Source organism: Herbaspirillum sp. RV1423 (assembly GCF_000577615.1).
Lineage (GTDB): Bacteria > Pseudomonadota > Gammaproteobacteria > Burkholderiales > Burkholderiaceae_D > Herbaspirillum.
Genome location: NZ_CBXX010000007.1, coordinates 35,087 through 60,018, shown reverse-complemented (window position 1 = coordinate 60,018; position 24,932 = coordinate 35,087). Strand labels below are relative to the sequence as shown.

Here is a 24,932-nt window from a genome sequence, read left to right as displayed (position 1 = left end):
GCTGGGGGAGAAGTCGCCAGTGGTGTATGATTCCCGCGCAGCATGAGCGGCGATCAATGAAATGAGTGTATGGATTACTTGCAGTTACTGGACGTGCTGTTGCACGTCGACAAGTCCCTCGGCATCCTGATAGAGCAATACGGCACGATGATTTATGTGGTGCTGTTCCTGATCATTTTCTGTGAAACCGGTCTGGTGGTGCTGCCGTTTCTTCCCGGCGATTCGCTGCTGTTTATTGCCGGTACGTTCTGCGCCACCGGCGCGATGGACATCTGGGTGCTGATGTTCCTGCTGACGGCCGCGGCGGTCAGCGGCAATACGCTCAACTACTGGATCGGCAGCGCAATCGGGCATCGGGTGCTCACGCACAATTACCGCTGGCTCAATCCCGCCGCACTGATGAAGACCCACGCCTTTTACGAAAAGCACGGCGGCAAAACCATCATCCTGGCGCGCTTCACGCCCATCGTGCGCACATTCGCACCGTTCATCGCCGGCGTCTCGGAAATGACCTTCGTCAAATTCCAGTTCTTCAACATCATCGGCGCCTTGCTATGGGTGGTCGGCCTCTTGGTGTTCGGTTACCTGTTCGGCAATATGCCGTGGGTGCGCGACCGCCTCAATTCGCTGGTGCTGATCGGCATCGCGGCCGCCATCCTGCCGATTGTGCTGGGCGGCTTGTGGCAGTTTTATCGGAAATTCCTCGGCAAGCGCCGATAAGCGCGGCAACCGAAGGCCGGTTTCAGAATTCCTCCCAATGCTGTGCGCCGTCCGGCGCCGGTGATGCGGCGCGTTCCAGTTTCCTGGGTGCGGCGCTTGCCGCGACTGCCGGCCGCGGCGTCACATTGACCGTGCGGTGCGGCGCGCTGCGGTCGCCGATCTGATTGCGTTCGTCGAGTTTGAATATGCTCACGACTTCCGCCAGACGGCTGGCTTGCTCCTGTAACGATTGCGCGGCGGCGGCGGCCTGTTCCACCAGGGCGGCGTTTTGCTGGGTGGTTTCATCCATTTGCGTGATGGCGTGGTTGATCTGCTCGATGCCGTCGCTTTGTTCCTGGCCGGCGGTGGTGATTTCACCGACGATGTCGGTCACGCGCCTTACGCTCGACACCACGTCGTTCATGGTCGTGCCGGCCTGCTCGACCAGCTTGCTGCCGTTGCCGACTTTTTCCACCGAATCGTTGATCAGCGTCTTGATTTCCTTGGCGGCCGACGCGCTGCGTTGGGCCAGGCTGCGCACTTCGCTGGCTACCACGGCAAAGCCGCGGCCCTGTTCGCCGGCGCGCGCGGCTTCGACTGCTGCGTTCAAGGCCAGGATATTGGTCTGGAAGGCGATGCCGTCGATCACGCTGATGATGTCGACGATTTTCCGCGACGAGGCGTTGATGGACTCCATGGTGTCGACCACCCGTCCGACGACGTTGCCGCCTTGTATGGCGACTTCCGAGGCAGAGACGGCAAGCTGGTTGGCCTGACGCGCGTTGTCGGCGTTCTGCCTGACGGTCGAGGTCAGTTCTTCCATGGCGGAGGCGGTTTCTTCCAGCGCGCCGGCTTGCTGTTCCGTTCGCGACGACAGGTCGAGGTTGCCGCTGGCGATTTCGCTTGAGGCGGTGGCGATCGTATCGGTGCCGGTGCGGACCTGGCTGACGATGCGCAGCAAATTGTCGTTCATGGTTTTCAAGGCATCCAGCAATTGCGCGGTTTCATCCTTGCCGTTGCTGCGGATGTCCGACGTGAGGTCGCCGGCCGCGACAGTCTTGGCAACCGCCACCGCGCGGTTGAGCGGCACGGTGATGCTGCGCGTGATGGCGTAGGCGATCCAACCTGCCATGACCAGGCCGATGGCGCCCAGTGCGATCAGCATGTTGCTGGCGTGCCGGTAATTGCGTTCGACTTCTTCGCCGGCCGCCACCATCATGTCGTTTTGCTGCCTGATCAGTTTGTCGACGGCGCCCATATAGGCGTTCTGCACCGGCCGTACATCGCTGATGAGCAGGTCGATCGCGCCTTCCTTGGTGCCGTCGGCCACCAGCTTGAGCACCTTGTCGCGTTTGTCGAGGTAGTTCTTTTGCGCGGCGAGTAGTTCGCCGAGCAGCGTGCGGCTGGGCGCATCGGTGAGTCGCGTGTCCAGGTCGGCGAGGCGGTTCTGTATGGTTTTTTCAGCGCCGACGATGCGGTCGTTTTCACTCTTGATCTGCTGTTCGTCTTTCAGCAGCAGGATATTGCGCACCGAACGTGCGACCACATTGACCTGGTCGACGATATCGCCGGCGATGACGGTCTTGGGATACTTGTCGTGGATGACGTCGTTCATTTGCCGGTTGAGCTGCGACAAGCGGTTGACGCCGACTGCAGCCATGGCGACCATCAGCAGCATCAGGATACCGAATCCCAGCCAGAGACGACGGCTGATCGTGATATTGGCAATCTTCACGTGTTCCTCCCATCTGTAAAACATGCAATGACGATGTTGCTGTTCGTAAAGAATCGGATATGCGGCAGTGAAACACGACAAATGTTGTGCAAAAGCAATCGCTGCCGGCAGCAGGTGTGCTTGATCGGCATCGTTCGCGCAACGCAATGAACAAATGAATGACGTCGCCAATTTCGTTGTGCAATTGACCGTTCATCATAAGGCGGCCTCACCATCCGGCGGTGGGCGGAAATGAGGCGTGAATACGGCTCTGTTCAGGATTGAGGCCGCCAGGCGATTCTCATGGGCAAGAAAGTTGCGCCCAAAGAAAAACTCCCGGTGCAATGCATCGGGAGTTCGGGAGCTACGCGGACGGTTTTGCGCTTCAGGTCAGCTTGTTCTTGGCCAGCGGCGGATTCTTGGAGAAGTATTTCCTGATGCCGGTCATGATGGCGTCGGCCATATCGTCCTGATAGCTATTGTCGGTCAGCTTGGCTTCTTCTTCCGGATTGGAGATGAAGGCGGTCTCGATCAGGATGCTCGGGATGTCCGGCGCCTTGAGCACGGCGAAGCCGGCCTGTTCCACTGCGCCCTTGTGCAGTTTGTTGATGCCGCCGATTTCACCGAGCACTGCCTTGCCGACGCGCAGGCTGTCGTTGATCTGGGCCGTGGTCGACAAGTCCAGCAAGACGCTGGCGAGTTGCCTGTCGTGGGTCTTGATGTTGACGCCGCCGATCAGGTCGGCGGAGTTTTCCTTATTGGCGAGCCAGCGCGCGGCGGTCGAGCTGGCGCCTTTTTCCGACAGGGCGAACACCGACGAACCGCGCGCGGTCGGCTGCACGAAGGCGTCCGCATGGATCGAGATGAACAGGTCGGCCTGCACCTTGCGCGCCTTTTGCACGCGCATGCCGAGCGGCACGAAGAAGTCGGCGTCGCGCGTGAGCATGACGCGCATGTTCGGCTGTTCCTCGATTTTTTTCTTGAGGCGCTTGGCAATCGACAGCACCACGTCTTTTTCGCGATTGCCGCGGCTTCCGATGGCGCCGGGGTCTTCGCCGCCGTGGCCGGGATCGAGCGCGATGGTGATCATGCGCGTCAGTTGCAGTCTGGGGTCGTCCTGCGGCCTGGCCTTGGCGACCGCAGGTTCATCGTCAGGCCTGGCGTCGGGGGATTTGGCGTCCGGTCTGGCCTCGGCCAGCGGCGGCTTGACTTCGGTCTGCTGGTCCTTGGGCCAGTCGCCTTTCTGGATCAGCGCGGCGATCGGGTCGGGCGGATTGGCCGGATAAAGATCGATGACGAAGCGGTATTTGTATTCGCCCACCGGTTCCAGCGTGAAGACTTGCGGCTTGATCTCGTCCTTGAGGTCGAACACCAGGCGCACCACGCTCGGGCGGTTCTGGCCGACGCGCACTTGCTTGATGTAGGGGTCGTTGGGCTGGATCTTGGCGACCAGGTCCTTGAGCGTCGAATTGAGGTCGATGCCTTCGATGTCGACCACCAGGCGTTCCGGATTCTTGACGATGAAATGGGTGACCTTGAGGTTGCTGTCGTTTTCCAGCGTGACGCGGGTATAGTCGTCGGACGGCCACACGCGCACCGCGAGGATCTGCGATGCCAGCGCCGGCATGGGAGTCAATACGGAGACGAGGAGCGTGCCGCCTGCCTTGAGGATCGTGCGGCGGGTCTTGGATTTCAGAGATTTGGTGCGAATTTCAGTCGAGCGAGGCATTGATGACCTTTGTCAGACAACGCCCGTAATTCTACATCACGTCCGTGTCCTGCAACTGTTAGCGAGATATTGATGTCGGGGGCGGGCAACACCGGTTCGCCCTTTTCCGGCCATTCGATGATGCAGACGCTGTTTTCGTTGAAATGTTCACGAAAACCCGCTTCCAGGAACTCCTCCGCGCTGGCCATGCGGTAGAGGTCGAAGTGGATAACGGTTACCATGCGGTCTGCGAGCTTTACCTCATACGGCTCGGCCAGCGTGTAAGTCGGGCTTTTGACGCGGCCCTGGTAGCCGGCGGCATGCAGCAGCGCGCGCGTGAGCGCGGTCTTGCCGGCGCCGAGGTCGCCATGCAGGTAGATCGCCATGCCGGGTTCCAGCACCTGGGCCAGCGCGGCGCCCAGCGCGGCGGTGCCGGCTTCGTCCTGCAAATGGGTGTGATGGGATGGCTGCATAAATTCTTGTTTGAAACGACGTATTGACTACGATTAATGACTGACCTTGCAACACTTGCCGACGCCATCAAAGCCTGGGGACGCGAACTCGGGTTCGCCGACCTGCGCATTGCCGACGTCGACCTGTCGCATCGCGAAGCCGGGTTTCAGGCCTGGCTGGACAAGGGCTACCACGGCGAGATGGATTATATGGCAAGCCACGGCATGAAGCGTGCGCGGCCCGCAGAACTGGTGCCGGGCACGGTGCGCGTGATTACTGCCCGCATGCCCTATCTGCCCGAGGCGGCCGCAGCCGGTTGGCGCCAGCGCGAGGAAGGACGCAGCGCCGACGGCAGCGCCGCCGTGATCTCGCTGTATGCGCGCGGTCGCGATTATCACAAGGTCTTGCGCGCGCGCCTGCAGCAACTCGCCGGCCGCATCGAAAACGAAATCGGTCCTTTCGGCTATCGCGTCTTCACCGATTCCGCGCCCGTGATGGAAGTCGCGCTGGCGGAAAAATCCGGTCTCGGCTGGCGCGGCAAGCATACGCTGCTGCTCAATCGCGAGGCCGGTTCCATGTTCTTCCTCGGCGAACTGTTCACCGACCTGGCGCTGCCGGTGGACCAACCGGTCGCGCCGCATTGCGGCCAGTGCAGCGCCTGCATCGACGTCTGCCCGACCCGGGCCATCGTCGCACCTTACGAACTCGACGCACGCCGCTGCATCTCCTATCTGACCATCGAGCTCAAGGGCAGTATCCCGGTCGAGCTGCGCAGCCTGATCGGCAACCGCGTCTACGGTTGCGACGATTGCCAGTTGTATTGTCCGTGGAACAAGTTTGCGCAGACAAGCGGGTTGCCCGATTTCGACGTGCGACACGGCCTCGACAATGCTTCGCTGGTGGCGCTGTTCGGCTGGAGCGAAGACGACTTCAGCCGCAACACCGAAGGCAGCGCCATCCGCCGCATCGGCCACGAGCGCTGGCTGCGCAACATGGCGGTCGGACTCGGCAATGCCGCGGTCACGCACAAGGGCGATGCACGGATCCTCGCTGCGTTGTGCGCACGCCTCGATCATCCTTCCGCACTGGTGCGTGAACACGTGATGTGGGCGCTGGAGAGGCATTCCTTGTAAACCTTGTAAAGTGTCGTCTCCACGAAAAACAAAATGGAGACAAGCGATGTCAAAATTGAAACCCCTGTCCCTGGCGCTGCTGCTGTCCGGCAGCGTCGCCATGTCGCCGGCGCATGCCGCGGGCGAGACGGAAACCCTGCGCATCCCCGGCCTGCACAAGAAAGCCGAAATCCTCGTCGACACATGGGGCGTGCCGCACATCTATGCCGCCAGCCGGGACGACGCGTTCTTCGTGCAAGGTTTCAATGCCGCGCGCGATCGCCTGTTCCAGATCGACCTGTGGCGTCGCCGTGGGCTCGGCCGGTTGTCTGAGGTATTCGGCCCGGCATACGTGGCGCAAGACCAGGCCACGCGCCTGTTCCTGTATCGCGGCGACATGCAGCGCGAATGGACGTCTTACGGCAAACAGGCGCAGCGGGTTGCGACCGCGTTTGTCGCCGGCATCAATGCCTACGTCGACTATGCGTCGGCGCATCCCGATCGTTTGCCGTACGAATTCAAACAGCTCGCCTATCTGCCCGCACGATGGCAGCCGGAAGACGTCGTGCGCATCCGCAGCCACGGCCTGACGCGCAACCTGACCAGCGAGGTCGCGCGCGCCAATGTCGCCTGCAAGGCCGACCTGAAGTCCGATGAAATCCGTTTCGGCCTGACGCCGGCATGGGACGCGACGATGCCGGAAGGCCTCGATCCCTGTCTGCCGGCCGGTTTGCTCAAGGTATTCCAACTGGCCACGCAAAACGTCAGGATCACCAAGGAAAGCCTCAATGCGCGCGCCGCCGATAACGGCGATGGCATCCTGGTCGCCGCTGCCGACAACCTCGAAGAAACCATGGAAGGCAGCAACAACTGGGTCGTCTCGCCGGGCAGGTCGGCGACCGGCCGCGCCATCATGGCCAACGATCCGCATCGCGCCTATTCCGCGCCGTCGCTGCGCTACATCGCGCACCTGAGCGCGCCCGGCATGGACGTCATCGGCGCCGGCGAACCAGCCTTGCCGGGCATCTCGATCGGTCACAACGGCACCATCGCATTCGGCCTGACCATTTTCAACATCGACCAGGAAGACCTCTACGTCTACGAACTCAATCCCGACAATGCCAACGAGTACAAATACCAGGGCAAGTGGGAGCCGTTCACGGTGATCCGCGAGCCGATCGCCGTCAAGGGTGCCGCACCGGCGATGGCCGAGCTGACCTTCACGCGCCACGGACCGGTGATCTTCGTCGAGAAGGAAAAGAACCGCGCCTTCGCCGTGCGTTCGGGCTGGCTGGAGCCGGGCATGTCGCCATACTTCGGCAGCATCGATTACATGCGTGCGAAGAATTTCAAATCCTTCAAACGCGCCATGCTGAACTGGGGCGCGCCGACCGAGAACCAGGTCTACGCCGACGTCAGTGGCAACATCGGCTGGGTGCCGGGCGGCCTCGCGCCCAAACGTCCGAACTGGGACGGTTTGCTGCCGGTGCCGGGCGACGGCCGTTACGAGTGGGCCGGATTCTGGAGCGGTGACCAATTGCCCTCGACCTACAACCCCAGGCAAGGCTGGTTCGCCTCGGCCAACCAGATGAACCTGCCTGACGACTATCCATATCGCGAGCGCAAGCTCGGTTTCGAATGGACCAACAATTCGCGCTTCACGCGCATCAGCGAAGTGCTGGCTTCTTTGCCGAAGGTGTCATTGGAAGATTCGATGCGGCTGCAGAACGACGACCTGTCGATTCCTGCGCGCCGCCTGGCGACGCTGCTCAAGCCGCTGACCTCATCCGACGGGCAGACGCAGGCGGCGCTGAATGTGTTCAACGGCTGGGACTATGTCGAGCGCGTCGATTCGCCGCAAGCCGCCTTGTATGAAGTCTGGCTGACGCGTCATCTCGGCAAGGCGTTCAAGGAAGCCGTGCTGAGCAAGGAAGCCGCGGCTGCGATGGGGGCGCCGGATGTCGCCGTGATGCTCGACACGCTGGAGCAGCCGCAGAAGCGCCTGGGCGCCGATGCCGCGCAGAAGCGCGACGCCATCCTGCTGGCGAGCCTCAGCGACGCCTATGCCGAGATGGTCAAGCTGCAAGGCGACGATGCGAGCAAATGGCAGTGGGGCAAGTTGCACCACAACCTCATGGAGCATCCGCTGGCCGGTGTGGTCGACGAGGCGACGCGCGCGAAACTGAATGTCGGTCCGTTGCCCAAGCACGGCGGCGCCTATTCGCCGAACCAGTCGACCTATCGTCCCAGCGATTTCCGCCAGACCAACGGACCGTCGTTCCGCGTGGTGGTCGATGTCGGCAACTGGGACAATTCCAAAGCCGTCAATTCGCCGGGCCAATCGGGCGATCCGGACAGCCCGCACTATCGCGACCTGGCCGACAAATGGCTCAACGGCGAATACTTTCCCCTGCTGTATTCGCGCAAGGCGGTGGAGCAGGCGACGACGCAGAGGATTGTGCTGGAACCTGCCAGGTAAGACGCTGAATTGATGACGAAGAGACCGTCGTCCCGGCGAAAGCGGGGACCCGGTGTCTTGACGTCGGTCGATACGCCGCTGGGTCCCGGCTTTCGCTGGAGCGACGATGTATTTGTGGATGTGAGATAGTCGACTGCGCAGGCGCAGCAATCAATGCACCAGCGTCAGCCAGAACGGAATCGTCAGCGCCGACACCAGCGTGCCGAACGAGATCAGGAAGGCCGTGACCGGGCCGTTGCCGCCCATGCGCGCGGCGAGGATGTAGCAGCTCGATGCCGTCGGCAGCGAACAAAACAGCACCACGATCCGTAATTGCAGGTCGGGCAAGCCAAGCCGGCGTCCGAGCCAGTAAGCGACGCCGGGAACCGCCAGTAATTTGATGGCCGTGAAGTAGGCCGTCATCAGCTTGCCTTCTTTCATCCCTTCCAGGCGCAGGCCGGCGCCGACCATCAGCAGGCCCAGCGCGATCGAAGCACTGCCCAGGCGCGACAGCACGGCACCGGCGACTTCCGGCAGGTGCAGGCCGGCGACGCTGAACAGCAGGCCGCTGCCGGTGGCGATCAGCAGCGGGTTCTTGCCGAGTTCCCGGAGCAGGTTGCCGCTGCGGTGCGCCAGCGCATGCACCGCGGCCATGTTGCACAGCGGGACGCCGAAGCCGATCAGCAGCGCCATCAGGCCGATGCCTTCTTCGCCGGCCAGGCGCGAGGCGATCGCCAGCGCAATGTAGGAATTGAAACGAAACGCGGTCTGCATGCCCGACTCATAAGTCATCGGGCTGGCCTTGATGAAGGGTTTGCCGAGCCAGGTCAGGGCGATGCCGGCCAGCAGCGACAGCACGCCGACCTGCAAGAATTTGCCGGTGCTTGCCAGGTTCAATTGCAGGCGCGCGGTGGAGTAAAACAGCAGCGCCGGGAACAGCAGGTAGTACACCATCTTTTCCATGCCGGTCCAGAAAGCATCGCCCCAGTTGGTGATGCGATAGATGATCGCGCCCATCACGATCAGAGTGAAATCGGGGAGGAGCAGGGAGGCGACTTGCATCGGTTTATTTCAGCAGGCGCGCCAGTTCGACGGCGGTCTTGACGTTCATCTTGTCGAAGATATGGGCGCGGTGCACTTCCACGGTGCGCATGCTGATGCCGAGTTCGTCGGCGATGACCTTGTTCATTTTGCCGACCAGGATCAGGTCCAGCACTTCACGCTCGCGGCTCGACAAGCCTTCCAGCCGGATGCGCACGGCATCCTGCTCGCCGGTTGCGCGCGAGGCCTGCAGCGCTTCCAGCACGCGATCCATCAACTGGTTGTCGTTGAACGGTTTTTCAAAGAAATCGAAGGCGCCGTTCTTGAGCATGTCCACCGCCATCGGCACGTCGCCGTGGCCGGTCAGGAAAATCACCGGCCGTCGCCGCATGATGCCGCGGTTCTTCAGCGCGTCGAACAGCGCCACGCCGCTCAGGTCCGGCATGCGCACATCGAGCAGGATGCACTCGCCCTGTGCGTCGAACTCGCCGGCCTGTTCCATCGCCGCCAGGAATTCTGCGCCGCCGGCGTATGCCGTGGCGGCGATGGCGCGCGATTGCGCCAGCCATGTGAGCGAGTCGCGAATGATTTCTTCGTCGTCAACAATGTGCAGCATCGTGGCTATGGAAAGGTGACGCTTGGCCGGGGGCGCGCGCGTTTTTGTTGGGGTTAATCCTGCACGGGCAGGGAGAAGCGGAAGATTGTACCTCCAGTAGGGTTGTTGGCATAGGTCAGCGTGCCGCCGTGGAACTCGATGGTGGTGCGGCAGATGTTGAGCCCCATGCCCATTCCTTCGGTCTTGGTCGAGAAAAACGGCGAGAACAGGCCGGCGGCGACTTCCGGCGCAATGCCGTGGCCCTGATCGACCACCGACACCACGATCGATTGTCGGTTCGACTGCTGCGACGAGGTCTGGCGGTCGAGCGCGGCGGCGATGCGCAGGATGCGCCGCTCCGGCGCGATCGCCGCCATCGCCTGGATGGCGTTGCGGGTCAGGTTGAGCAGCACCTGTTCCAGCAATACGGCGTCGCCCAGTACGTTCGGCAGGTTGGCCGGAATGGCGGTCTGCAGCACCACCAGGAATTGCTGCGCCTGCAACTCGATGAGCGGCGTGATGTTGTCGACGATGGTCTTGATCGACACCGGCTGGCGCGTCGGCTCGCGCTTCTTGACGAACTGGTGCACGCTGCGGATGACGTTGCCGGCGCGCTGCGCCTGGGTGTTGATCTTTTCCAGCGCGGGCTGCAGCGAGGACGGATCGAGCGCGCCGTTCTGCATCATGTTGAGCGCGCCGGTGGTGTAGCTGGAGATCGCGGCCAGCGGCTGGTTCAGTTCGTGCGCCAGCGTCGAGGCTATTTCACCCATGCTGGCCAGGCGCGCGCTGGCTTGCAGCTTTTCTTCCTGCATGCGGTTGAGGTCTTCGGCGCGCTTGCGGTCGGTGACGTCGAGGATCGAGCCCATCCAGCCGGTTTGCTTGCCGTTCTGGTCGACCAGCGGCGATTCGAAAATCAACACCGGGAAGCGTTCCCCGTCCTTGCGCTGGAAGATGGTCTCGAATTGCGGCGTGATGCGTCCGGCCAGCACCTTGGAGAAGCGTTCCTGGTACTCGTCCATGGCTTCCGGCGCCCAGTAGGGCATGGGCGGGATCTTGCCGACCAGCTCGTCGGCGGGAATGCCGACCATCTTGCAAAAGGCCGGATTGACGTAGGTGATGCGGCCTTCCAGGTCGCGAGCGCGCATGCCGGTGACCAGCGAATTTTCCATTGCGGTGCGGAAGGACACTTCATGCACCAGCGCTTCTTCCGCCGTCATGCGTCGATTGATGTCGCGCCACAGCGCCCACAGGCTCCACAGTAGTCCCAGCGACAGCACGATGACCGAACCCACCAGCAGGTTGGGCAGCAGTTTGGGCGCGCTCTTGGTGCTGTTGGTGTGCAGGCGCAGGGTCAGTCCGGGCAATTCCAGTTCGCGCCGGTGGGTGTAGACGTTCAGGCCGGGGCCGCCGGCAGTGCGGCGCGCGATGACCTTGTCGTCGGTGTCGGTGAGGATGATTTCGTTGTCCTGGGCGAACCACCACGGCACCATTTCATTGAGCACGCGCGACAAGGAATAGCTGGCGACGACGCTGCCGATGAAGCGGTTGTCGCGATACAGCGGGATGTGATAGTCCATCAGCATCGGCTCGGCGATGCCGGGCGGCACCGCTGGGGCGCTGTATAGCGGGCGGTGGATGGTGCGCGCATGCGCTTCCGTTTGCTGGGACGGTTCGGACAGCTCATGGCGCGACACCGGAAAGTCGTCGGTCGATGCGACCGGCTTGCCGTCGGCGTCGAACCAGGTCACGCGATAGAACTCGCGGTTGTTGCGCAGCAGCGCGTTGAGGCGGCTGCGGAATTGTTCCTTTTTCAGATGGTCGCCGGCGATTTCCCGGGCGATCAGCCGCATGCTCTCGTCGTCGCGGCTCAACTGGAAGCGGATCGCCTGCTCCACCCAGAGCGAATCGGCAATCAGTTGTTCCTGCCGCTCGCTCGATTCCATCTGTTGCGCCTGGCGCGGCAGCCAGATCAGCGTCATCAGGAACAGCAGCACCAGCAGGATGGGCATGGCCCAGCGCAGCAGGTGGCGGCGGCCGGGCGACAGTAAATGGGACGGCGTGGAGATGTGCGGCGGGGTCATGGCGCCTTGTGAGTGATATGGGAGTGCGCCTAGTTTATCGCGAGGCGTCGCGGCGCAGTGGATGTTGCGGCGCACCACGTGAATTGTGGTTATCCACACTTGTGGTGCATTTCCTTCGTGGCAAAATGCCGCTCACGTCAGAATTGTGACTATATCTGTTTCTATAAAATTTTATAAACCGAAAAGGGGACGACAAATGAAACTCAAGTCATTGGTATTCGCGCTTTCCGCCGCAGCCGTCATCGCCGGCAATGCATTCGCCCAGGCGCCCATCGTCATCAAATTCAGCCATGTGGTCGCCAACGATACGCCCAAGGGCAAAGGCGCCGAGCGCTTCAAGGAGCTGGCAGAGAAAGCCACAAAGGGCCGCGTGAAGGTCGAGGTCTATCCGAACAGCACGCTGTACAAGGACAAGGAAGAACTGGAAGCGCTGCAACTGGGCGCCGTGCAGATGCTGGCGCCGTCGCTGGCCAAGTTCGGTCCGCTGGGCGTGAAGGAATTCGAAGTCTTCGACTTGCCGTATATTTTCCCGAGCAAGGAAGTGCTGTATCGCGTCACCGAAGGTCCGATCGGCAAGGAATTGTTCAAGAAGCTGGAACCCAAGGGTATTACCGGCCTGGCGTATTGGGACAACGGCTTCAAGGTGATGTCGGCCAACAAGCCGCTGCACGCGCCGGCCGATTTCCGCGGCCTGAAGATGCGCATCCAGTCGTCCAAGGTGCTCGATGCGCAAATGCGCGCACTCGGCGCCAACCCGCAGGTGCTGGCCTTCTCCGAGGTTTACCAGGCGCTGCAGACCGGCGTGGTCGACGGCACCGAGAATCCGCCTTCCAACCTGTACACCCAGAAAATGCATGAAGTGCAGAAGCACGTGACCGTTTCCAATCACGGCTACCTGGGCTATGCAGTGATCGTCAACAAGAAGTTCTGGGACGGCTTGCCGGCCGATATCCGCACCGCGCTCGAAGGCGCGATGAAGGACGCCACCAAGTACGCCAACGCCATCGCCCAGCAAGAGAACGATGCCGCGCTGGCCGCTGTGCAAAAGACCGGCAAGACCACCATCTATTACCTGAACGACAAGGAAAAAGCCGAGTGGCGCAAAGCCTTGCTGCCGGTGCAGACGCAGATGGCCGATCGCATCGGCAAGGACTTGATTGCCTCGGTCAACAAGGAAGCGGCAGCGCTGGGTCAGAAATAACAACATCGTCGCAGGCGCGCATCGCGTTGCGCGCCTGCGTCTAGAAAACTGACGGGAGCGGGTTGCGTTCGATGACCGGCCTGTTCCCAACGAGGAGACGTAATGCTGAAATTTCTCGACCACCTGGAAGAGTGGCTGATTGCATTCCTGATGGCGGCTGCGACCCTCATCATTTTCGTGGCGGTGGTGCACCGCTACGCTTCCGGCCTGCCGATTCCCTGGCTGCAGGATCAACTGATCCAGATCAACACCAGTTGGGCGCAGGAGCTGTGCATCTACATGTTCGTGTGGATGGCCAAGTTCGGCGCCGCGTATGGTGTGCGCACCGGCATCCACGTCGGCGTCGATGTGCTGATCAACCGCATGAACGCACCGTGGCGCAACAAGTTCGTCGTTTTCGGTTTGCTGGCGGGCGCGTTGTTTACCGGCATCGTCGGTACGTTGGGGGCGCAATTCGTATGGGAGATCAGCCAGCACTCGAGCACATCTGAAGTGCTGGAGTTGCCGATGTGGATGGTCTATATGGCTGTCCCGCTGGGTTCCTACCTCATGTGTTTCCGTTTTCTCCAGGTGGCCTGGGCCTTCATCAAGACCGGTGAACTGCCCAAACACGACCACGCTTACGTCGAAGGCCTCGATGAAGAAATCAAAGGAGAAAAAGCATGAATGCAGCAATCATCTTCGTCCTGCTGTTCGGCTTGATGCTGACCGGCATGCCGATCTCGATTTCGCTCGGCCTGACGGTATTGACCTTCCTGTTCACCATGACCGACGTGCCGATCCAGTCGGTGGCGCTGAAGCTGTTCACGGGCATTGAGAAGTTCGAGATCATGGCGATCCCGTTTTTCATTCTCGCCGGCAATTTCCTGACGCACGGCGGCGTGGCGCGACGCATGATCAACTTCGCCACGGCCATGGTCGGCCACTGGCACGGCGGCCTGGCCTTGGCCGGCGTGCTGGCGTGCGCACTGTTTGCGGCGGTGTCGGGCTCGTCGCCGGCAACGGTGGTGGCGATCGGTTCGATCATCTTGCCGGCAATGGTGCGCCAGGGGTTCCCCAACAAGTTCGGCGCGGGCGTCATCACCACTTCCGGCGCATTGGGCATCCTGATTCCGCCGTCGATCGTGATGGTGATGTATTCGGTCTCGACCAACACTTCCGTGGGCAAGCTGTTCATGGCGGGCGTGGTGCCGGGCCTGATGCTGGCGGTCATGCTCGGCCTCACGACCTGGTACCTGGCGCGCAAGCATAACTACCCGCGCCTGCCGAAGGCGAGCTGGGCCGAGCGTGCGGCGGCTTTCCGCAAGAGCGGCTGGGGTCTGTTCCTGATCGTGATCGTGATGGGCGGCATCTACACCGGCGTTTTCACGCCGACAGAAGCGGCAGCGATGGCGGCGGTATACGCCTTCATCATCGCCGTGTTCGTCTACAAGGACATGAGCCTGAAGCAGGTGCCCAAGGTCTTGCTGGACTCGGCTTCCATGTCGGCCATGTTGCTGTACATCATCACCAACGCGGTGCTGTTCTCCTTCCTGGTGACCAGCGAGAATATTCCGCAGGCGATGGCGGCGATGATCACCGACAGCGGCCTCGGCCCGATCACCTTCCTGCTGGTGGTCAACGTCCTGCTGTTGCTGGCCGGTAATGTGATGGAGCCTTCTTCGATCGTGCTGATCATGGCGCCCATCTTGTTCCCGGTGGCCATGAAGCTGGGCATCGATCCGGTCCACTTCGGCATCCTGATCGTGGTCAACATGGAAGTCGGCATGTGCCATCCGCCGGTCGGCCTGAACCTGTACGTGGCCTCGGGCATCACCAAGATGGGTATTACCGAACTCACCGTGGCGGTGATGCCGTGGCTGCTGACGATGTTGGCATTCCTGGCGCTGGTGACCTATGTGCCGCAGATTTCGCTGTGGCTGCCCAACCTGGTTTTTGATTGAGGAAAACCACCGCCATTGCCTGTCGGAAGCGGTGATGGCGGCGATGTTGTATTAGGGAAATATTGTTAAAAAATATGTTTTGAATTTGCGCAAAAAATACTTTTAATGCGGGGCAAGTACTGTTAAAGTGCGACCTTCGTCTGAAAGGACAACGGGATTTCAGTCGCAGTATTGTTGGTGGTCATGGCTTTGAAACAAGATTTGAAGTGGGTGATACATAACAAACGGTATTGATACCGAGGATACTGAGGAGACGTGGGTTCAAGAAGCTGTTTAAACGGCCGGGACGCACAAGGGTCATTTTTGAGGCGCATCGTCAGATGCGCCTTTTTTATTTGCCGCGCCGTTGCTTCTTTCAAACGCGGCTACGTCGACAAGCCGAGCGGATGCATTCCCGTCGGCGTCTGGATCAGCGCCAGCAGATGCGGAGCTTGTCCCTCAGCGGGACGGTGCATGGCGACATGGCTCTGCAATCCGATTTGCTTGAGGCTCAGCGCAATCGCTTCCGCTTGCGGATGGAAACCTTCAAGCCTCACCACCGCGCATCCCTGATTGCTCATGTTGTCGGTCGGGTGGCTCGATGTATGCCACTGGATAAGGCTGGGCATGACACCGTCCATCAATGGCCTGCCGTCGGCGGGGATCGTGACTTTCCATTGCAACGCGCCGCGGCTCATGTCCTCTATGGGACCGGGCGAGATGCCGGCGGCAGACGCTGCGGCCACGGCAGCTTCGATATCATCGGTGCGCACTACCCAGGTCGCCAGGCGCGGTTTGCTGCCGGCCGTCAGATAATCGAGTCCGAACCAGCGTGCGCGTTCCGGCGCCGGCGCCGCCGGATTGATGGCGATCACCTCCAGGTAGAAACCGTGTCCCAGCTTGAGCAAAGCATTGTGCGTTCCCATCCGCACATGTTCGCCGCCAGGCTGGGGCGACACGCCCAGCGTCTGTTCGATATAGGCGACGCCCGCGGCAAGCGTGGGCGCGGTGACGACCAGGTGATCGGCGTGGCTGACGGGGCTGTTGGGCATAGGCGGGATCCTTGGTGAGGTGGCAGGGGACGGCGGCAATGTGCTTAAATAGCGTATTCCTTTAATGTTTCAGAATCATGAAAGCACAAGCAGGCGACATCTTTTCCGCCATCGTACACGTTCCGTTCGGCGCGGTCGGTATTCGCACTTCCGCGGGCGTGCTGCAGGAGATGGTGTATCTGCCGAAACACTTTCGCGAAAAGGACGCCACCGATGCGCTGGCCGACAAGGCGGCAAAGCAGGTCCTGTGTTATATCGAAAAGCCGGACTACCGGTTCAGGCTGCCTCTGGCCGAAGTGGGTTCCGAATTCCAGCGCAAGGTATGGGCGGCGATCTCGTCGATTCCGAGCGGCGAGGTTCGCACCTACGGCCAGATCGCCAAATTCATCCAGTCGGCGCCGCGTGCGGTGGGGCAGGCATGCGGCGCCAACTGGTTTCCGCTGGTGGTGCCCTGCCATCGCGTGACGGCGTCGGGCGGCATCGGCGGTTTCTCGCATCACGATAGCGAGGACTGCTTCCACATCGGCGTGAAGCGCTGGCTGCTGGCGCATGAAGGCGTCGATGGTTATTGAGGCAAACAGGGCTGCCAGGTCTGCGCCCAAAGCACGGAAAGCCGTCGCCGGCAAAATGCCCAAGGTCGAAGCCACCGGCGCCAGCCTGGTCGCCATCGATGAATTCTGCGACACGTTGTGGCTGGAAGATGGGCTCGCCAAGAATTCGCTGGAAGCTTACCGGCGCGACATGAGCTTGTTCGCGCACTGGCTGCAGACCCAGCGGCACAAGGATCTGCTGGCCACCGACGCGGACGACCTCAACGCCTATTTCGCGGCGCGTCATGCCGACACCAAGGCCAGCTCGGCCAATCGCCGCCTGGCGGTGCTCAAGCGGTTTTTCCTGCTGGCATTGCGGCAGAACCGCATCGGCGAAGATCCCTGCCTGCGCCTCAGGTCGGCCAAGCAGCCGCCGCGCTTTCCCAAGGTTTTGTCGGAAGGGCAGGTCGACGCTTTGTTGGCCGCGCCCGACGTCGCCACGCCGCTGGGCCTGCGCGATCGCACCATGCTGGAACTGATGTACGCCAGCGGCCTGCGGGTATCCGAACTGGTCTTGCTGAAGTCGGTGGAAGTCGGCATGAACGAAGGCGTGCTGCGCATCACCGGCAAGGGCAACAAGACACGCCTGGTGCCGTTCGGCGAAGAAGCGCGCAGTTGGATCGAGCGTTACCTGCACGAAGGCCGTCCGGTAATCCTCGCAGGCCAGGTCGACGACGCCCTGTTCGTCACCGCGCGCGGCGGCGCCATGACGCGCCAGATGTTCTGGACGCTGATCAAGAAGTACGCGCTGCAAGGCGACATCCGCGCGCCGCTGTCGCCGCACACCTTGCGCCATGCCTTCGCCACCCATTTGCTCAATCACGGCGCGGACCTGCGCGTGGTGCAGTTGCTGCTGGGCCATGCGGATATTTCAACGACGCAGATATATACTCACGTGGCGCGCGAGCGCCTGAAGAAATTGCATGCGGAACATCATCCGCGCGGTTAAGTGCGTGTCAAGAAAGCTCTTCGCCCCGAACTGCCCGGATTTGATGAAGTATTACGCAAGATCATGCCCCTGTCTGGCTGTGGAAAAATGAAAATCGAAAATGGTCCGGAAACGCAAGCTACCAAATACTTGCGCGCGCATAAAGTGGTCTATGGAAGCCATCGCTATGCTTATGAAGAGCACGGAGGAACCAGAGTGTCCTCGCTGGCGTTAGGCGTCAGCGAACACATGGTGATCAAGACGCTGATTATGGAAGATGAAACAGAGAAGCCTTTGATTGTGCTGATGCACGGCGACTGCAAAGTTTCAACGAAGGAGCTGGCGCGTCAAGCTGGGTGCAAAAAGATTGAACCATGTCGTCCCGAGATTGCGAATCGGCATACCGGCTTTTTGGTGGGAGGGACAAGTCCCTTCGGCACCAGGAAGAAAATGCCGGTCTATGCGGAGAGCAGCGTTCTTGAACTCCCATTGATTTACATCAACGGCGGGCGCAGAGGATTTCTGGTCAGCATGCCGCCCGCCGAATTGGCCCGAGTGCTCGACATACGACTTGTCAATGTGGCGTTAAATCAATAACGCCTTCCGCCAGGGGGACATGCAAGCTTGGGCGTCGGATGTCGCTTTACCAAAAAAATTCTCGTGGTTGGAATCGGGTGCGCCCGTTCGCCCGTTCATTTCTCCGCTGCTGCTTCTTTTTCTTCGCGCAGCATCTGCGCCATTTCCTCGTCGCTGAACACGCGCGAGCGGGTATGGAAGGCTTTGCCTTCCGGCCCTTCCAGCGAGAAGGTGCCGCCATGTCCGTCGATTACGTCGATGATCAGTTGCGTGTGCTTCCAGTACGCATATTGGGCGCGGCCGATGTAAAACGGGCAGCCGCCGATATCGCCCAGATAGACGTCGCCGGCGCCGATGGTGATTTCACCCGGCAGGTAGCAATTCGCGGCACTGTTGTCGCAGCAGCCGCCGGACTGGTGGAACATCAGGTCGCCATGTTTTTGCTTCAGATGGGCGACCAGTTCCAGTGCAGCCGCCGTAGCGATGACTTTATCAACCATGGTTTTCTCCCGCTCCCGCCTATCGGCACGCGACACGGTAGCGCCACCGCCGGTTTAGAGACAATAAAGGGGACGGCAGCCCGTCCCCTTGGTGAACGATACCGCTGTTCTATGGCTTAGAAAAAGCCCAGCTTTTCTTCGCTGTAGCTGACCAGCAGGTTCTTGGTTTGCTGGTAGTGGTCCAGCATGACCTTGTGGGTTTCGCGGCCGATGCCGGATTCCTTGTAACCGCCGAACGCTGCGTGCGCCGGATAGGCGTGATAGCAGTTGGTCCAGACGCGTCCGGCCTTGATGGCGCGGCCCATGCGATAGGCGACGTTGCCGTTGCGGCTCCAGACGCCGGCGCCGAGGCCGTAGAGCGTGTCGTTGGCGATTTCCAGCGCTTCGGCTTCGTCCTTGAAAGTGGTCACGGCCAGCACAGGCCCGAAGATTTCTTCCTGGAAAATGCGCATCTTGTTGTGGCCCTTGAACAGTGTCGGCTGCACGTAATAGCCGTCGGCCAGTTCCCCCGGCAATTGCGCCTGCGCGCCGCCGGCCAGGAGTTGCGCGCCTTCCTGTTTGCCCAGATCGAGATAGGACAGGATCTTGGTCAGTTGTTCGCGGGATGCCTGGGCGCCGATCATGGTGTCGGTGTCGAGCGGATTGCCTTGCTTGATGGCGGCTACGCGCTTGAGCACGCGTTCCATGAACTTGTCGTAGATCGATTCCTGGATCAGTGCGCGCGACGGACAGGTACATACTTCGCCCTGGTTGAAGGCGAACAGCACCAGGCCTTCGATGGCTTTGTCGAGAAAGCCGTCATCCTTGTCCATGATGTCGGCGAAGAACACATTCGGCGACTTGCCGCCCAGCTCCAGCGTCGCCGGAATCAGATTGTTGGCGGCGGCCTGGGCAATCACGCGGCCGGTGGTGGTGGAACCGGTAAAGGCGATCTTGGCGATGCGCTTGCTGGTGGCCAGCGGCATGCCGGCTTCGCGGCCGTAGCCGTTGACGATATTGAGCACGCCCGGCGGCAGCAGGTCGGCGATCAGGTCGGCCAGGATCAGGATGCTGATCGGCGTCGATTCAGCCGGTTTGAGCACCACGCAATTGCCTGCGCCTATGGCTGGCGCCAACTTCCAGGCGGCCATCAGAATCGGGAAGTTCCACGGGATGATTTGTCCGATCACGCCCAGCGGTTCCTGGAAATGATAGGCCACGGTGTTTTCGTCGATATTGCTGAGCGCACCTTCCTGCGAGCGCAGGCAGCCGGCGAAATAACGGAAGTGATCGACCGTCAGCGGCAGGTCGGCGTTGAGTGTCTCGCGGATAGGTTTGCCGTTATCGACGGTTTCCGCGTAGGCCAGCAATTCCAGATTGGCTTCCAGCCGGTCGGCGATCTTGAGCAGGATGTTGGCGCGGTCGGCGGCCGGCGTGCGGCCCCAACTGTCGGCCGCGGCATGGGCGGCGTCCAGCGCCAGTTCGACGTCCTCGGCCGTGGAGCGAGCCACTTTGGTATATGGCCTGCCGCTGATGGGCGTGATCACGTCGAAATATTGCCCTTTCACCGGGGCGAGCCATTTGCCGCCGATGAAGTTGTTGTACTGAGCCTGGTATGCGATTTTGGCGCCGGCGTTGCCGGGGGATACGTAGATCATGTCGGTCTCCTGCTAGTTATTGAAATCCCTGATGGATACGTCTATCTATCAATTCCTGTGCCAAATCGGCGGTGTTTCATAAGTCATTGATCTTGTTGATTGTTTTTTGATTGACGAGAGGCTTGGGCGGTACTTTGCGGTGGATCTGGAACGATCCGGAATGTGACAACTGTTCCAAAACGTGACAGTCGGATGGCATCGCCGGCAAAGGCATTGCGCATATCCTCGAAGTATTTCTATACTGGGGGCACAATAGTCGGGCGTAACCCGACGTCGAGGAGACACCGTGCGACATTCAAGCTCTGCACTGGCTTTGCGCCATGCACGGCAACACCTGATCGATCATGGCAACACGCCTGTCGGCGCCATCAGCGAGCGCCTGGCGCGTTCCTGGGAGCGCAGCGTGGCGGCAGGTTTGCTGCCGGCCGGCCGGCTGCCCGCCGCAGAATTTTCCAGCAGTGGGGAGTTGCGCCAGGTGCTCACGCGCAATCATGAACTGCTGGCGTATTCGCGTCCTGTCATGCAATACCTCTTTGAACAGGTCCATCCGCTGCAAAGCGTGGTGGTATTGGCCGACAACCGCGGCACGCTCATGCATACGCTGGGCGATCCGCACTTCATGAACAAGTCCGAGCGGGTCGCCTTATCTACCGGTGCATCCTGGCACGAAGCCCAGCGCGGCACCAACGCAATCGGTACGGCGCTGGCCGAGGAATGCGCCATCGAAATCCACGGCGCCGAACATTTTCTGGAGCGCAACGGTTTTCTCACCTGCGCCGCTGCGCCGATCATGTCCTCCAGCGGAAAATTGCTCGGTATCCTCGATGTATCCGGCGAGCAACACAGCGGGCATCCGCATACGCTGGGCCTGGTCAACACGGCCGCGCGCATGATCGAGAACCGCTTGCTGACGGCCGACTGCCGGCGCCAGCAACATCTGCGGCTGCATCTGCACGGGCAGGCCGAAGGCATCGGCACCGTGGCCGAGGGCATCGTGGCCTTGTCCGGCGACGGCTGGATCGTGGGCGCCAATCGTATCGGCCTGGCGTTGCTGCATTTGACCGCGCCGCAGATCGGCACCGTGCAGCTCGGTAATGTCATGGATCTCGTTCTGGAAACCCTGCTGGCGTCTCATCGCCGCCGGCCGGGCCAGTTGATGCCGGTGCGCTTGCATGACGGCACGCTGCTGTTTGTGCAGTTGCAGGTCGATCATGCGGTGCTGGCGCCGGCCAGTTCCAGGCCGGCCACGGTGATCCCGCCGGCCGATGCGCTGGCCGCGCTCGATAGCGGCGACCAGCAATGGCGCGGCGCCGCCGACAAGGTGCGGCGCGTGCTGGACAAAGCGATTCCGGTGTTGATCCAGGGCGAGTCAGGCACCGGCAAGGAGTATTTTGCGCGCGCCGCGCATGACAGCAGTCAGCGTCGTAACGGCCCGTTTGTGGCCATCAACTGCGCCGCGATTCCGGAACATCTGATTGAAGCAGAACTGTTCGGCTATGCACCGGGAGCCTTCACCGGCGCGCGCAAGGGCGGCAGTCCGGGCCGCTTGCGCGAGGCGCATGGCGGCACCCTGTTCCTCGACGAGATCGGCGACATGCCGTTGCCGATGCAGACGCGTTTGTTGCGCGTCTTGCAGGAACGCAGCGTGACGCCGCTGGGCGGCGGCGCTGCGGTGGCGGTCGATTTCGCCTTGTTGTGCGCGACCCATTGCAAGCTGCGTGAAGAGGCCGACAGGGGCGCGTTCCGCAGCGATTTGTATTACCGTATCAACGGACTGACGGTGCAGCTTCCGGCACTGCGCGAACGCAGCGATTTTTTCAGCCTGACGGAAAAGATCCTGAACGATCTGCATCCCCGGCGCGATCTGCATCTGGCGCCAGGACTGCGGGAACAGATGCGCAGTCATGCCTGGCCGGGCAACCTGCGCCAGTTGGCAAGTGTGCTGCGCACGGCCGCCGCCATGCTCGATGCCGATGAAACCTGCATCGACTGGAGGCACTTGCCGGACGACATCGCCGAGGACTTGCTGGCTCGGCCGCAAGCAACGCTGCCGGCATCGCAGGAGGCGCCTCAGAACCTCAAGGAACTGTCGCGCAACGCCATTGAGCAGGCGCTGGAACGAAGCCTGGGCAACGTCTCGCTGGCCGCGCGCACCTTGGGCATCAGCCGGCAGACCTTGTATCGGAAGATGCAGACCTGATGCACGCTGAGGCGGTGCTGTCGTCCCGCCGGAAACCGGCGGCGCGAATCGGGTATCCGGTCCGACTGTTCCGGTCAGAACTTTCCGCTTACCATAAACGTCCCTGATGGGAAGCTGATTTGTGGAAGCGCGCTGACAACCGGCGAGCTTTTGACCCTATCCCAATGAACGTCAGCGCCGTCCATATCGACTTGACGGAGGGTAATGCATGTGTTCGGTGCCCAAGTCGTGCCACCCCACATTTTTGTAGCGCCAAGGATAATCGTCCTGTATAAGACTCGTTTCCCAAAATGGGCAAAAATCGTACTGGGAAGACAGATCGGTTCCGTAGCAGGATTGGCTTGGCAAGCACGCCGTGCGAACTAGTTGCGATTCCGACGATTTGCATCAACGGCGGCCGGCGCGGTTTCCTGATCGGGAGGGATTGCGCCGGGGGTAATCGGTGAAGTTTTGCGCAGCAAACCGGTACACTGTGCGCTGGAAGAATAAACAAGCCGCTGTAAAACGGCGTTAAGAAAGAAGGATTTAATGAATACAGTGTTGTTTGCCATCGCCGCCTACCTGATCGGCTCCATTTCATTCGCCGTGGTGGTGAGCAAGGCCTTCGGCTTGTCCGATCCGCGCACCTACGGCTCGAAGAATCCCGGTGCCACCAACGTCCTGCGCAGCGGCAACAAAAAGGCGGCGGCGTTGACCCTGCTGGGCGACGGTTTCAAAGGCTGGCTGGCGGTATGGCTGGCGATCAGATTCGGTCCGCAATTCGGCGTCGGCGACACCGGCATTGCGCTGGTGACGATCACCGTGTTCCTCGGTCATTTATGGCCGGTGTTTTTCCGCTTCGTCGGCGGCAAAGGGGTGGCGACAGCGCTTGGCATCCTGCTGGCGCTGAACGTATGGCTCGCTCTGGCGACGCTGGTCACATGGCTGGTCGTTGCCTACGCATTCCGGTATTCGTCGCTGGCGGCGCTGATCGCCAGCGTGTTTGCTCCGTTCTACTACGGTCTGCTGTTCGGCAGCGCCGACGGCATCCTGCTGGCGGTGTTGGCGATGAGCGCGCTGCTGATCTTTCGCCATCGCAAGAATATCGCCAATTTGCTGGCCGGCAAGGAAAGCAGGATCGGTTCGAAGAAGAAGTGACCGCGTGCTTCACACGTAGAAAGCCCGGCGCAGGCCGTAATGCCGTTCGGTTAAGCCTGTTTTCCCAGTCGTCGTCCCAGCGCACGCTGGGACCCAGTGTCGTGAAAACGTCTAATACGACGCTGGGTCCTGACTTCCGTCAGGACGACAGTTGTGATGGACTGACGATGCGGCAAGGAGCTTTGTACACTTAACCGAACGGCATTACGGCCTGCGCCGGGCTTTCTACGCTCGTCAAATCGTGCTGCGTAATTCATCCAGCGGCCAGCGCGGCCGCACGTTGAACGCGTAGTCGCGTTTGGCGGCTTCAGGATGTTGTTGCAGGCGCATGGCGCCGGCAAATGCAATCATCGCGCCGTTGTCGGTGCAGAACTCCAGCTCGGGATAAAACACCTGATAGCGCCGTTTGGCTGCGGCGGCGTTCAACGCTTCGCGCAACTGCTTGTTGGCGCCGACGCCGCCGGCGATCACCAGACGCGTCATGCCGGTGTGCTTCAAGGCGTTCATGCACTTGGCAACCAGCACGTCGACGATGGCGTCGACGAAGGCGCGTGCGATGTTGGCCTTGTCCTGTTCGCAGATGTTGGTGGTCTGGTTCTTGACCACCGTCAGCACGGCGGTCTTGAGCCCGGAAAAACTGAAATCGAAGTTCTTGGAGTGCAGCATCGGACGCGGCAATTGATAGGCGCCCGGTTCGCCGAATTCGGCCAGTCGCGAAATCGCTGGGCCGCCCGGATAACCGAGACCGAGCAGCTTGGCCGATTTGTCGAAGGCTTCGCCGGCGGCGTCGTCGAGCGTTTCGCCCAGCAATGCATATTGGCCGACGCCGTCGACGCGCATCAATTGCGTATGGCCGCCCGACACCAGCAAGGCGACGAAAGGGAATGGCGGCGGGTTGGAAGACAGCAGCGGCGACAGCAGATGGCCTTCCAGATGATGTACGCCGAACACCGGTTTGTCCAGCGACAGGCCGAGGCCGCAGGCCACCGAGGCTCCCACCAGCAATGCGCCGGCCAGACCGGGGCCCTGCGTGTAGGCGATGGCGTCGATGTCGTTGTGGGCGATGCCGCTTTTTTCAAAGACTTGCCTCAGCAGGGGGATGACGCGGCGCACATGGTCGCGCGAGGCCAGCTCGGGAACGACGCCGCCGTATTCTTCATGCATGGCGATTTGCGAATGCAAGGCATGGGCGAGCAGGCCTTTTTGCGTGTCGTATAACGCCAGGCCGGTTTCATCGCAGGAGGATTCGACGCCGAGAACTATCATTGCAGCAGGGGAAACGGTGAGGGCGCCGAGGCGTCCGAAGGCGCTATTGTAAAGGAAAGACG

The 24,932-nt window shown here is 61.1% G+C and carries 21 protein-coding genes; 11 read left to right on the top strand and 10 right to left on the bottom strand.

What is annotated here, in order from left to right; all coding sequences use genetic code 11:
- Nucleotides 1–69 precede the first annotated feature (69 nt).
- Nucleotides 70–720 (top strand): VTT domain-containing protein, encoded by a 651-nt coding sequence (locus RV1423_RS09520; RefSeq protein ID WP_034295797.1) that lies wholly within the window; start codon nt 70–72, stop codon nt 718–720.
- A gap of 22 nt (nt 721–742) precedes the next feature.
- On the opposite strand, the gene RV1423_RS09515 is transcribed toward RV1423_RS09520, so the two are convergent.
- From RV1423_RS09515 to tsaE, 3 genes are all read right to left on the bottom strand, one after another.
- Nucleotides 743–2,458 (bottom strand): methyl-accepting chemotaxis protein, encoded by a 1,716-nt coding sequence (locus tag RV1423_RS09515; protein ID WP_373419953.1) that lies wholly within the window; start codon nt 2,456–2,458, stop codon nt 743–745.
- Nucleotides 2,459–2,798: 340 nt separating this feature from the next.
- Nucleotides 2,799–4,142, bottom strand: a complete 1,344-nt coding sequence (locus RV1423_RS09510; RefSeq protein WP_034295794.1) for an N-acetylmuramoyl-L-alanine amidase — start codon at nt 4,140–4,142, stop codon at nt 2,799–2,801.
- Nucleotides 4,106–4,594 carry a tRNA (adenosine(37)-N6)-threonylcarbamoyltransferase complex ATPase subunit type 1 TsaE gene (gene tsaE / locus RV1423_RS09505; RefSeq protein WP_034295793.1) on the bottom strand — a complete coding sequence of 163 codons (489 nt, stop codon included), beginning with the start codon at nt 4,592–4,594 and terminating at the stop codon, nt 4,106–4,108. Before tsaE ends, RV1423_RS09510 begins: the two co-directional genes overlap by 37 nt.
- A gap of 36 nt (nt 4,595–4,630) precedes the next feature.
- On the opposite strand from tsaE, the gene queG reads away from it, so the two are divergent.
- Nucleotides 4,631–5,707 (top strand): tRNA epoxyqueuosine(34) reductase QueG, encoded by a 1,077-nt coding sequence (gene queG, locus RV1423_RS09500; protein WP_034295791.1) that lies wholly within the window; start codon nt 4,631–4,633, stop codon nt 5,705–5,707.
- A 46-nt stretch (nt 5,708–5,753) separates the two neighbouring features.
- Nucleotides 5,754–8,165 carry a penicillin acylase family protein gene (locus RV1423_RS09495; protein WP_034295788.1) on the top strand — a complete coding sequence of 804 codons (2,412 nt, stop codon included), beginning with the start codon at nt 5,754–5,756 and terminating at the stop codon, nt 8,163–8,165.
- Nucleotides 8,166–8,315: 150 nt separating this feature from the next.
- On the opposite strand, the gene RV1423_RS09490 is transcribed toward RV1423_RS09495, so the two are convergent.
- From RV1423_RS09490 to RV1423_RS09480, 3 genes are read right to left on the bottom strand one after another with little or no spacing between them, the layout of a single operon-like run.
- Nucleotides 8,316–9,206 (bottom strand): AEC family transporter, encoded by an 891-nt coding sequence (locus tag RV1423_RS09490; protein WP_034295786.1) that lies wholly within the window; start codon nt 9,204–9,206, stop codon nt 8,316–8,318.
- A gap of 4 nt (nt 9,207–9,210) precedes the next feature.
- The gene (locus tag RV1423_RS09485) at nt 9,211–9,801 is read right to left on the bottom strand and encodes a response regulator transcription factor (RefSeq protein ID WP_034295785.1); all 591 of its coding nucleotides are present in this window, start codon (nt 9,799–9,801) and stop codon (nt 9,211–9,213) included.
- Nucleotides 9,802–9,854: 53 nt separating this feature from the next.
- A complete protein-coding gene (locus RV1423_RS09480) occupies nt 9,855–11,861 on the bottom strand; it encodes a PAS domain S-box protein (protein ID WP_034295784.1) in 2,007 nt (668 codons plus the stop codon).
- Nucleotides 11,862–12,057: 196 nt separating this feature from the next.
- Here RV1423_RS09480 and RV1423_RS09475 point away from each other — a divergent pair, with 196 nt between their 5' ends.
- From RV1423_RS09475 to RV1423_RS09465, 3 genes are all read left to right on the top strand, one after another.
- Nucleotides 12,058–13,062, top strand: coding sequence for a TRAP transporter substrate-binding protein (locus RV1423_RS09475; RefSeq protein ID WP_034295783.1), 1,005 nt, complete (start codon nt 12,058–12,060; stop codon nt 13,060–13,062).
- A 105-nt stretch (nt 13,063–13,167) separates the two neighbouring features.
- Nucleotides 13,168–13,728 (top strand): TRAP transporter small permease, encoded by a 561-nt coding sequence (locus RV1423_RS09470; RefSeq protein ID WP_197034916.1) that lies wholly within the window; start codon nt 13,168–13,170, stop codon nt 13,726–13,728.
- Nucleotides 13,725–15,005, top strand: coding sequence for a TRAP transporter large permease (locus RV1423_RS09465; RefSeq protein WP_034295776.1), 1,281 nt, complete (start codon nt 13,725–13,727; stop codon nt 15,003–15,005). The genes RV1423_RS09470 and RV1423_RS09465 overlap by 4 nt, the downstream gene beginning before the upstream one ends.
- 365 nt (nt 15,006–15,370) lie before the next feature.
- Here RV1423_RS09465 and RV1423_RS09460 read toward each other — a convergent pair whose 3' ends face one another.
- Nucleotides 15,371–16,036, bottom strand: coding sequence for a VOC family protein (locus RV1423_RS09460; RefSeq protein WP_034295775.1), 666 nt, complete (start codon nt 16,034–16,036; stop codon nt 15,371–15,373).
- 77 nt (nt 16,037–16,113) lie between these two features.
- Between RV1423_RS09460 and RV1423_RS09455 the strand changes: the two genes are divergently transcribed.
- The 3 genes from RV1423_RS09455 to RV1423_RS09445 all read left to right on the top strand — a co-directional run bounded on the left by RV1423_RS09455 (nt 16,114) and on the right by RV1423_RS09445 (nt 18,151).
- Nucleotides 16,114–16,608, top strand: a complete 495-nt coding sequence (locus tag RV1423_RS09455) for a methylated-DNA--[protein]-cysteine S-methyltransferase (RefSeq protein WP_034295774.1) — start codon at nt 16,114–16,116, stop codon at nt 16,606–16,608.
- Between the two features lie 55 nt (nt 16,609–16,663).
- Entirely contained in the window at nt 16,664–17,575 is a 912-nt protein-coding gene (xerD, locus tag RV1423_RS09450) for a site-specific tyrosine recombinase XerD (RefSeq protein ID WP_034295773.1), read from the top strand.
- A gap of 87 nt (nt 17,576–17,662) precedes the next feature.
- Entirely contained in the window at nt 17,663–18,151 is a 489-nt protein-coding gene (locus RV1423_RS09445; protein WP_034295771.1) for an aminoacyl-tRNA deacylase, read from the top strand.
- A 95-nt stretch (nt 18,152–18,246) separates the two neighbouring features.
- Here the strand turns inward: RV1423_RS09445 and RV1423_RS09440 are convergent, their stop codons facing one another.
- Both RV1423_RS09440 and RV1423_RS09435 read right to left on the bottom strand, forming a co-directional pair.
- Complete coding sequence (locus tag RV1423_RS09440) at nt 18,247–18,630, bottom strand: DUF779 domain-containing protein (protein ID WP_034295770.1); 384 nt, start codon at nt 18,628–18,630, stop codon at nt 18,247–18,249.
- Between the two features lie 116 nt (nt 18,631–18,746).
- The gene (locus RV1423_RS09435) at nt 18,747–20,267 is read right to left on the bottom strand and encodes an aldehyde dehydrogenase family protein (protein ID WP_034295767.1); all 1,521 of its coding nucleotides are present in this window, start codon (nt 20,265–20,267) and stop codon (nt 18,747–18,749) included.
- Nucleotides 20,268–20,553: 286 nt separating this feature from the next.
- Between RV1423_RS09435 and RV1423_RS09430 the strand changes: the two genes are divergently transcribed.
- On the top strand, nt 20,554–22,467 hold the full coding sequence (locus RV1423_RS09430) for a sigma-54-dependent Fis family transcriptional regulator (protein WP_034295765.1): 1,914 nt from the start codon (nt 20,554–20,556) through the stop codon (nt 22,465–22,467).
- Between the two features lie 528 nt (nt 22,468–22,995).
- A complete protein-coding gene (gene plsY / locus RV1423_RS09425) occupies nt 22,996–23,604 on the top strand; it encodes a glycerol-3-phosphate 1-O-acyltransferase PlsY (protein WP_034295763.1) in 609 nt (202 codons plus the stop codon).
- 234 nt (nt 23,605–23,838) lie between these two features.
- On the opposite strand, the gene tsaD is transcribed toward plsY, so the two are convergent.
- Entirely contained in the window at nt 23,839–24,870 is a 1,032-nt protein-coding gene (gene tsaD / locus RV1423_RS09420; RefSeq protein WP_034295761.1) for a tRNA (adenosine(37)-N6)-threonylcarbamoyltransferase complex transferase subunit TsaD, read from the bottom strand.
- Between the last annotated feature and the right edge of the window lie 62 nt (nt 24,871–24,932).

Excerpts from the sequence above, each read along its gene's own strand:
- RV1423_RS09520 (WP_034295797.1), top strand. The coding sequence starts at position 70 with ATGGATTACTTGCAGTTACTGGACGTGCTGTTGCACGTCGACAAGTCC.
- RV1423_RS09515 (WP_373419953.1), bottom strand. The coding sequence starts at position 2,458 with ATGTTTTACAGATGGGAGGAACACGTGAAGATTGCCAATATCACGATC.
- RV1423_RS09510 (WP_034295794.1), bottom strand. The coding sequence starts at position 4,142 with ATGCCTCGCTCGACTGAAATTCGCACCAAATCTCTGAAATCCAAGACC.
- tsaE (WP_034295793.1), bottom strand. The coding sequence starts at position 4,594 with ATGCAGCCATCCCATCACACCCATTTGCAGGACGAAGCCGGCACCGCC.
- queG (WP_034295791.1), top strand. The coding sequence starts at position 4,631 with ATGACTGACCTTGCAACACTTGCCGACGCCATCAAAGCCTGGGGACGC.
- RV1423_RS09495 (WP_034295788.1), top strand. The coding sequence starts at position 5,754 with ATGTCAAAATTGAAACCCCTGTCCCTGGCGCTGCTGCTGTCCGGCAGC.
- RV1423_RS09490 (WP_034295786.1), bottom strand. The coding sequence starts at position 9,206 with ATGCAAGTCGCCTCCCTGCTCCTCCCCGATTTCACTCTGATCGTGATG.
- RV1423_RS09485 (WP_034295785.1), bottom strand. The coding sequence starts at position 9,801 with ATGCTGCACATTGTTGACGACGAAGAAATCATTCGCGACTCGCTCACA.
- RV1423_RS09480 (WP_034295784.1), bottom strand. The coding sequence starts at position 11,861 with ATGACCCCGCCGCACATCTCCACGCCGTCCCATTTACTGTCGCCCGGC.
- RV1423_RS09475 (WP_034295783.1), top strand. The coding sequence starts at position 12,058 with ATGAAACTCAAGTCATTGGTATTCGCGCTTTCCGCCGCAGCCGTCATC.
- RV1423_RS09465 (WP_034295776.1), top strand. The coding sequence starts at position 13,725 with ATGAATGCAGCAATCATCTTCGTCCTGCTGTTCGGCTTGATGCTGACC.
- RV1423_RS09460 (WP_034295775.1), bottom strand. The coding sequence starts at position 16,036 with ATGCCCAACAGCCCCGTCAGCCACGCCGATCACCTGGTCGTCACCGCG.
- RV1423_RS09455 (WP_034295774.1), top strand. The coding sequence starts at position 16,114 with ATGAAAGCACAAGCAGGCGACATCTTTTCCGCCATCGTACACGTTCCG.
- xerD (WP_034295773.1), top strand. The coding sequence starts at position 16,664 with ATGCCCAAGGTCGAAGCCACCGGCGCCAGCCTGGTCGCCATCGATGAA.
- RV1423_RS09445 (WP_034295771.1), top strand. The coding sequence starts at position 17,663 with ATGAAAATCGAAAATGGTCCGGAAACGCAAGCTACCAAATACTTGCGC.
- RV1423_RS09440 (WP_034295770.1), bottom strand. The coding sequence starts at position 18,630 with ATGGTTGATAAAGTCATCGCTACGGCGGCTGCACTGGAACTGGTCGCC.
- RV1423_RS09435 (WP_034295767.1), bottom strand. The coding sequence starts at position 20,267 with ATGATCTACGTATCCCCCGGCAACGCCGGCGCCAAAATCGCATACCAG.
- plsY (WP_034295763.1), top strand. The coding sequence starts at position 22,996 with ATGAATACAGTGTTGTTTGCCATCGCCGCCTACCTGATCGGCTCCATT.
- tsaD (WP_034295761.1), bottom strand. The coding sequence starts at position 24,870 with ATGATAGTTCTCGGCGTCGAATCCTCCTGCGATGAAACCGGCCTGGCG.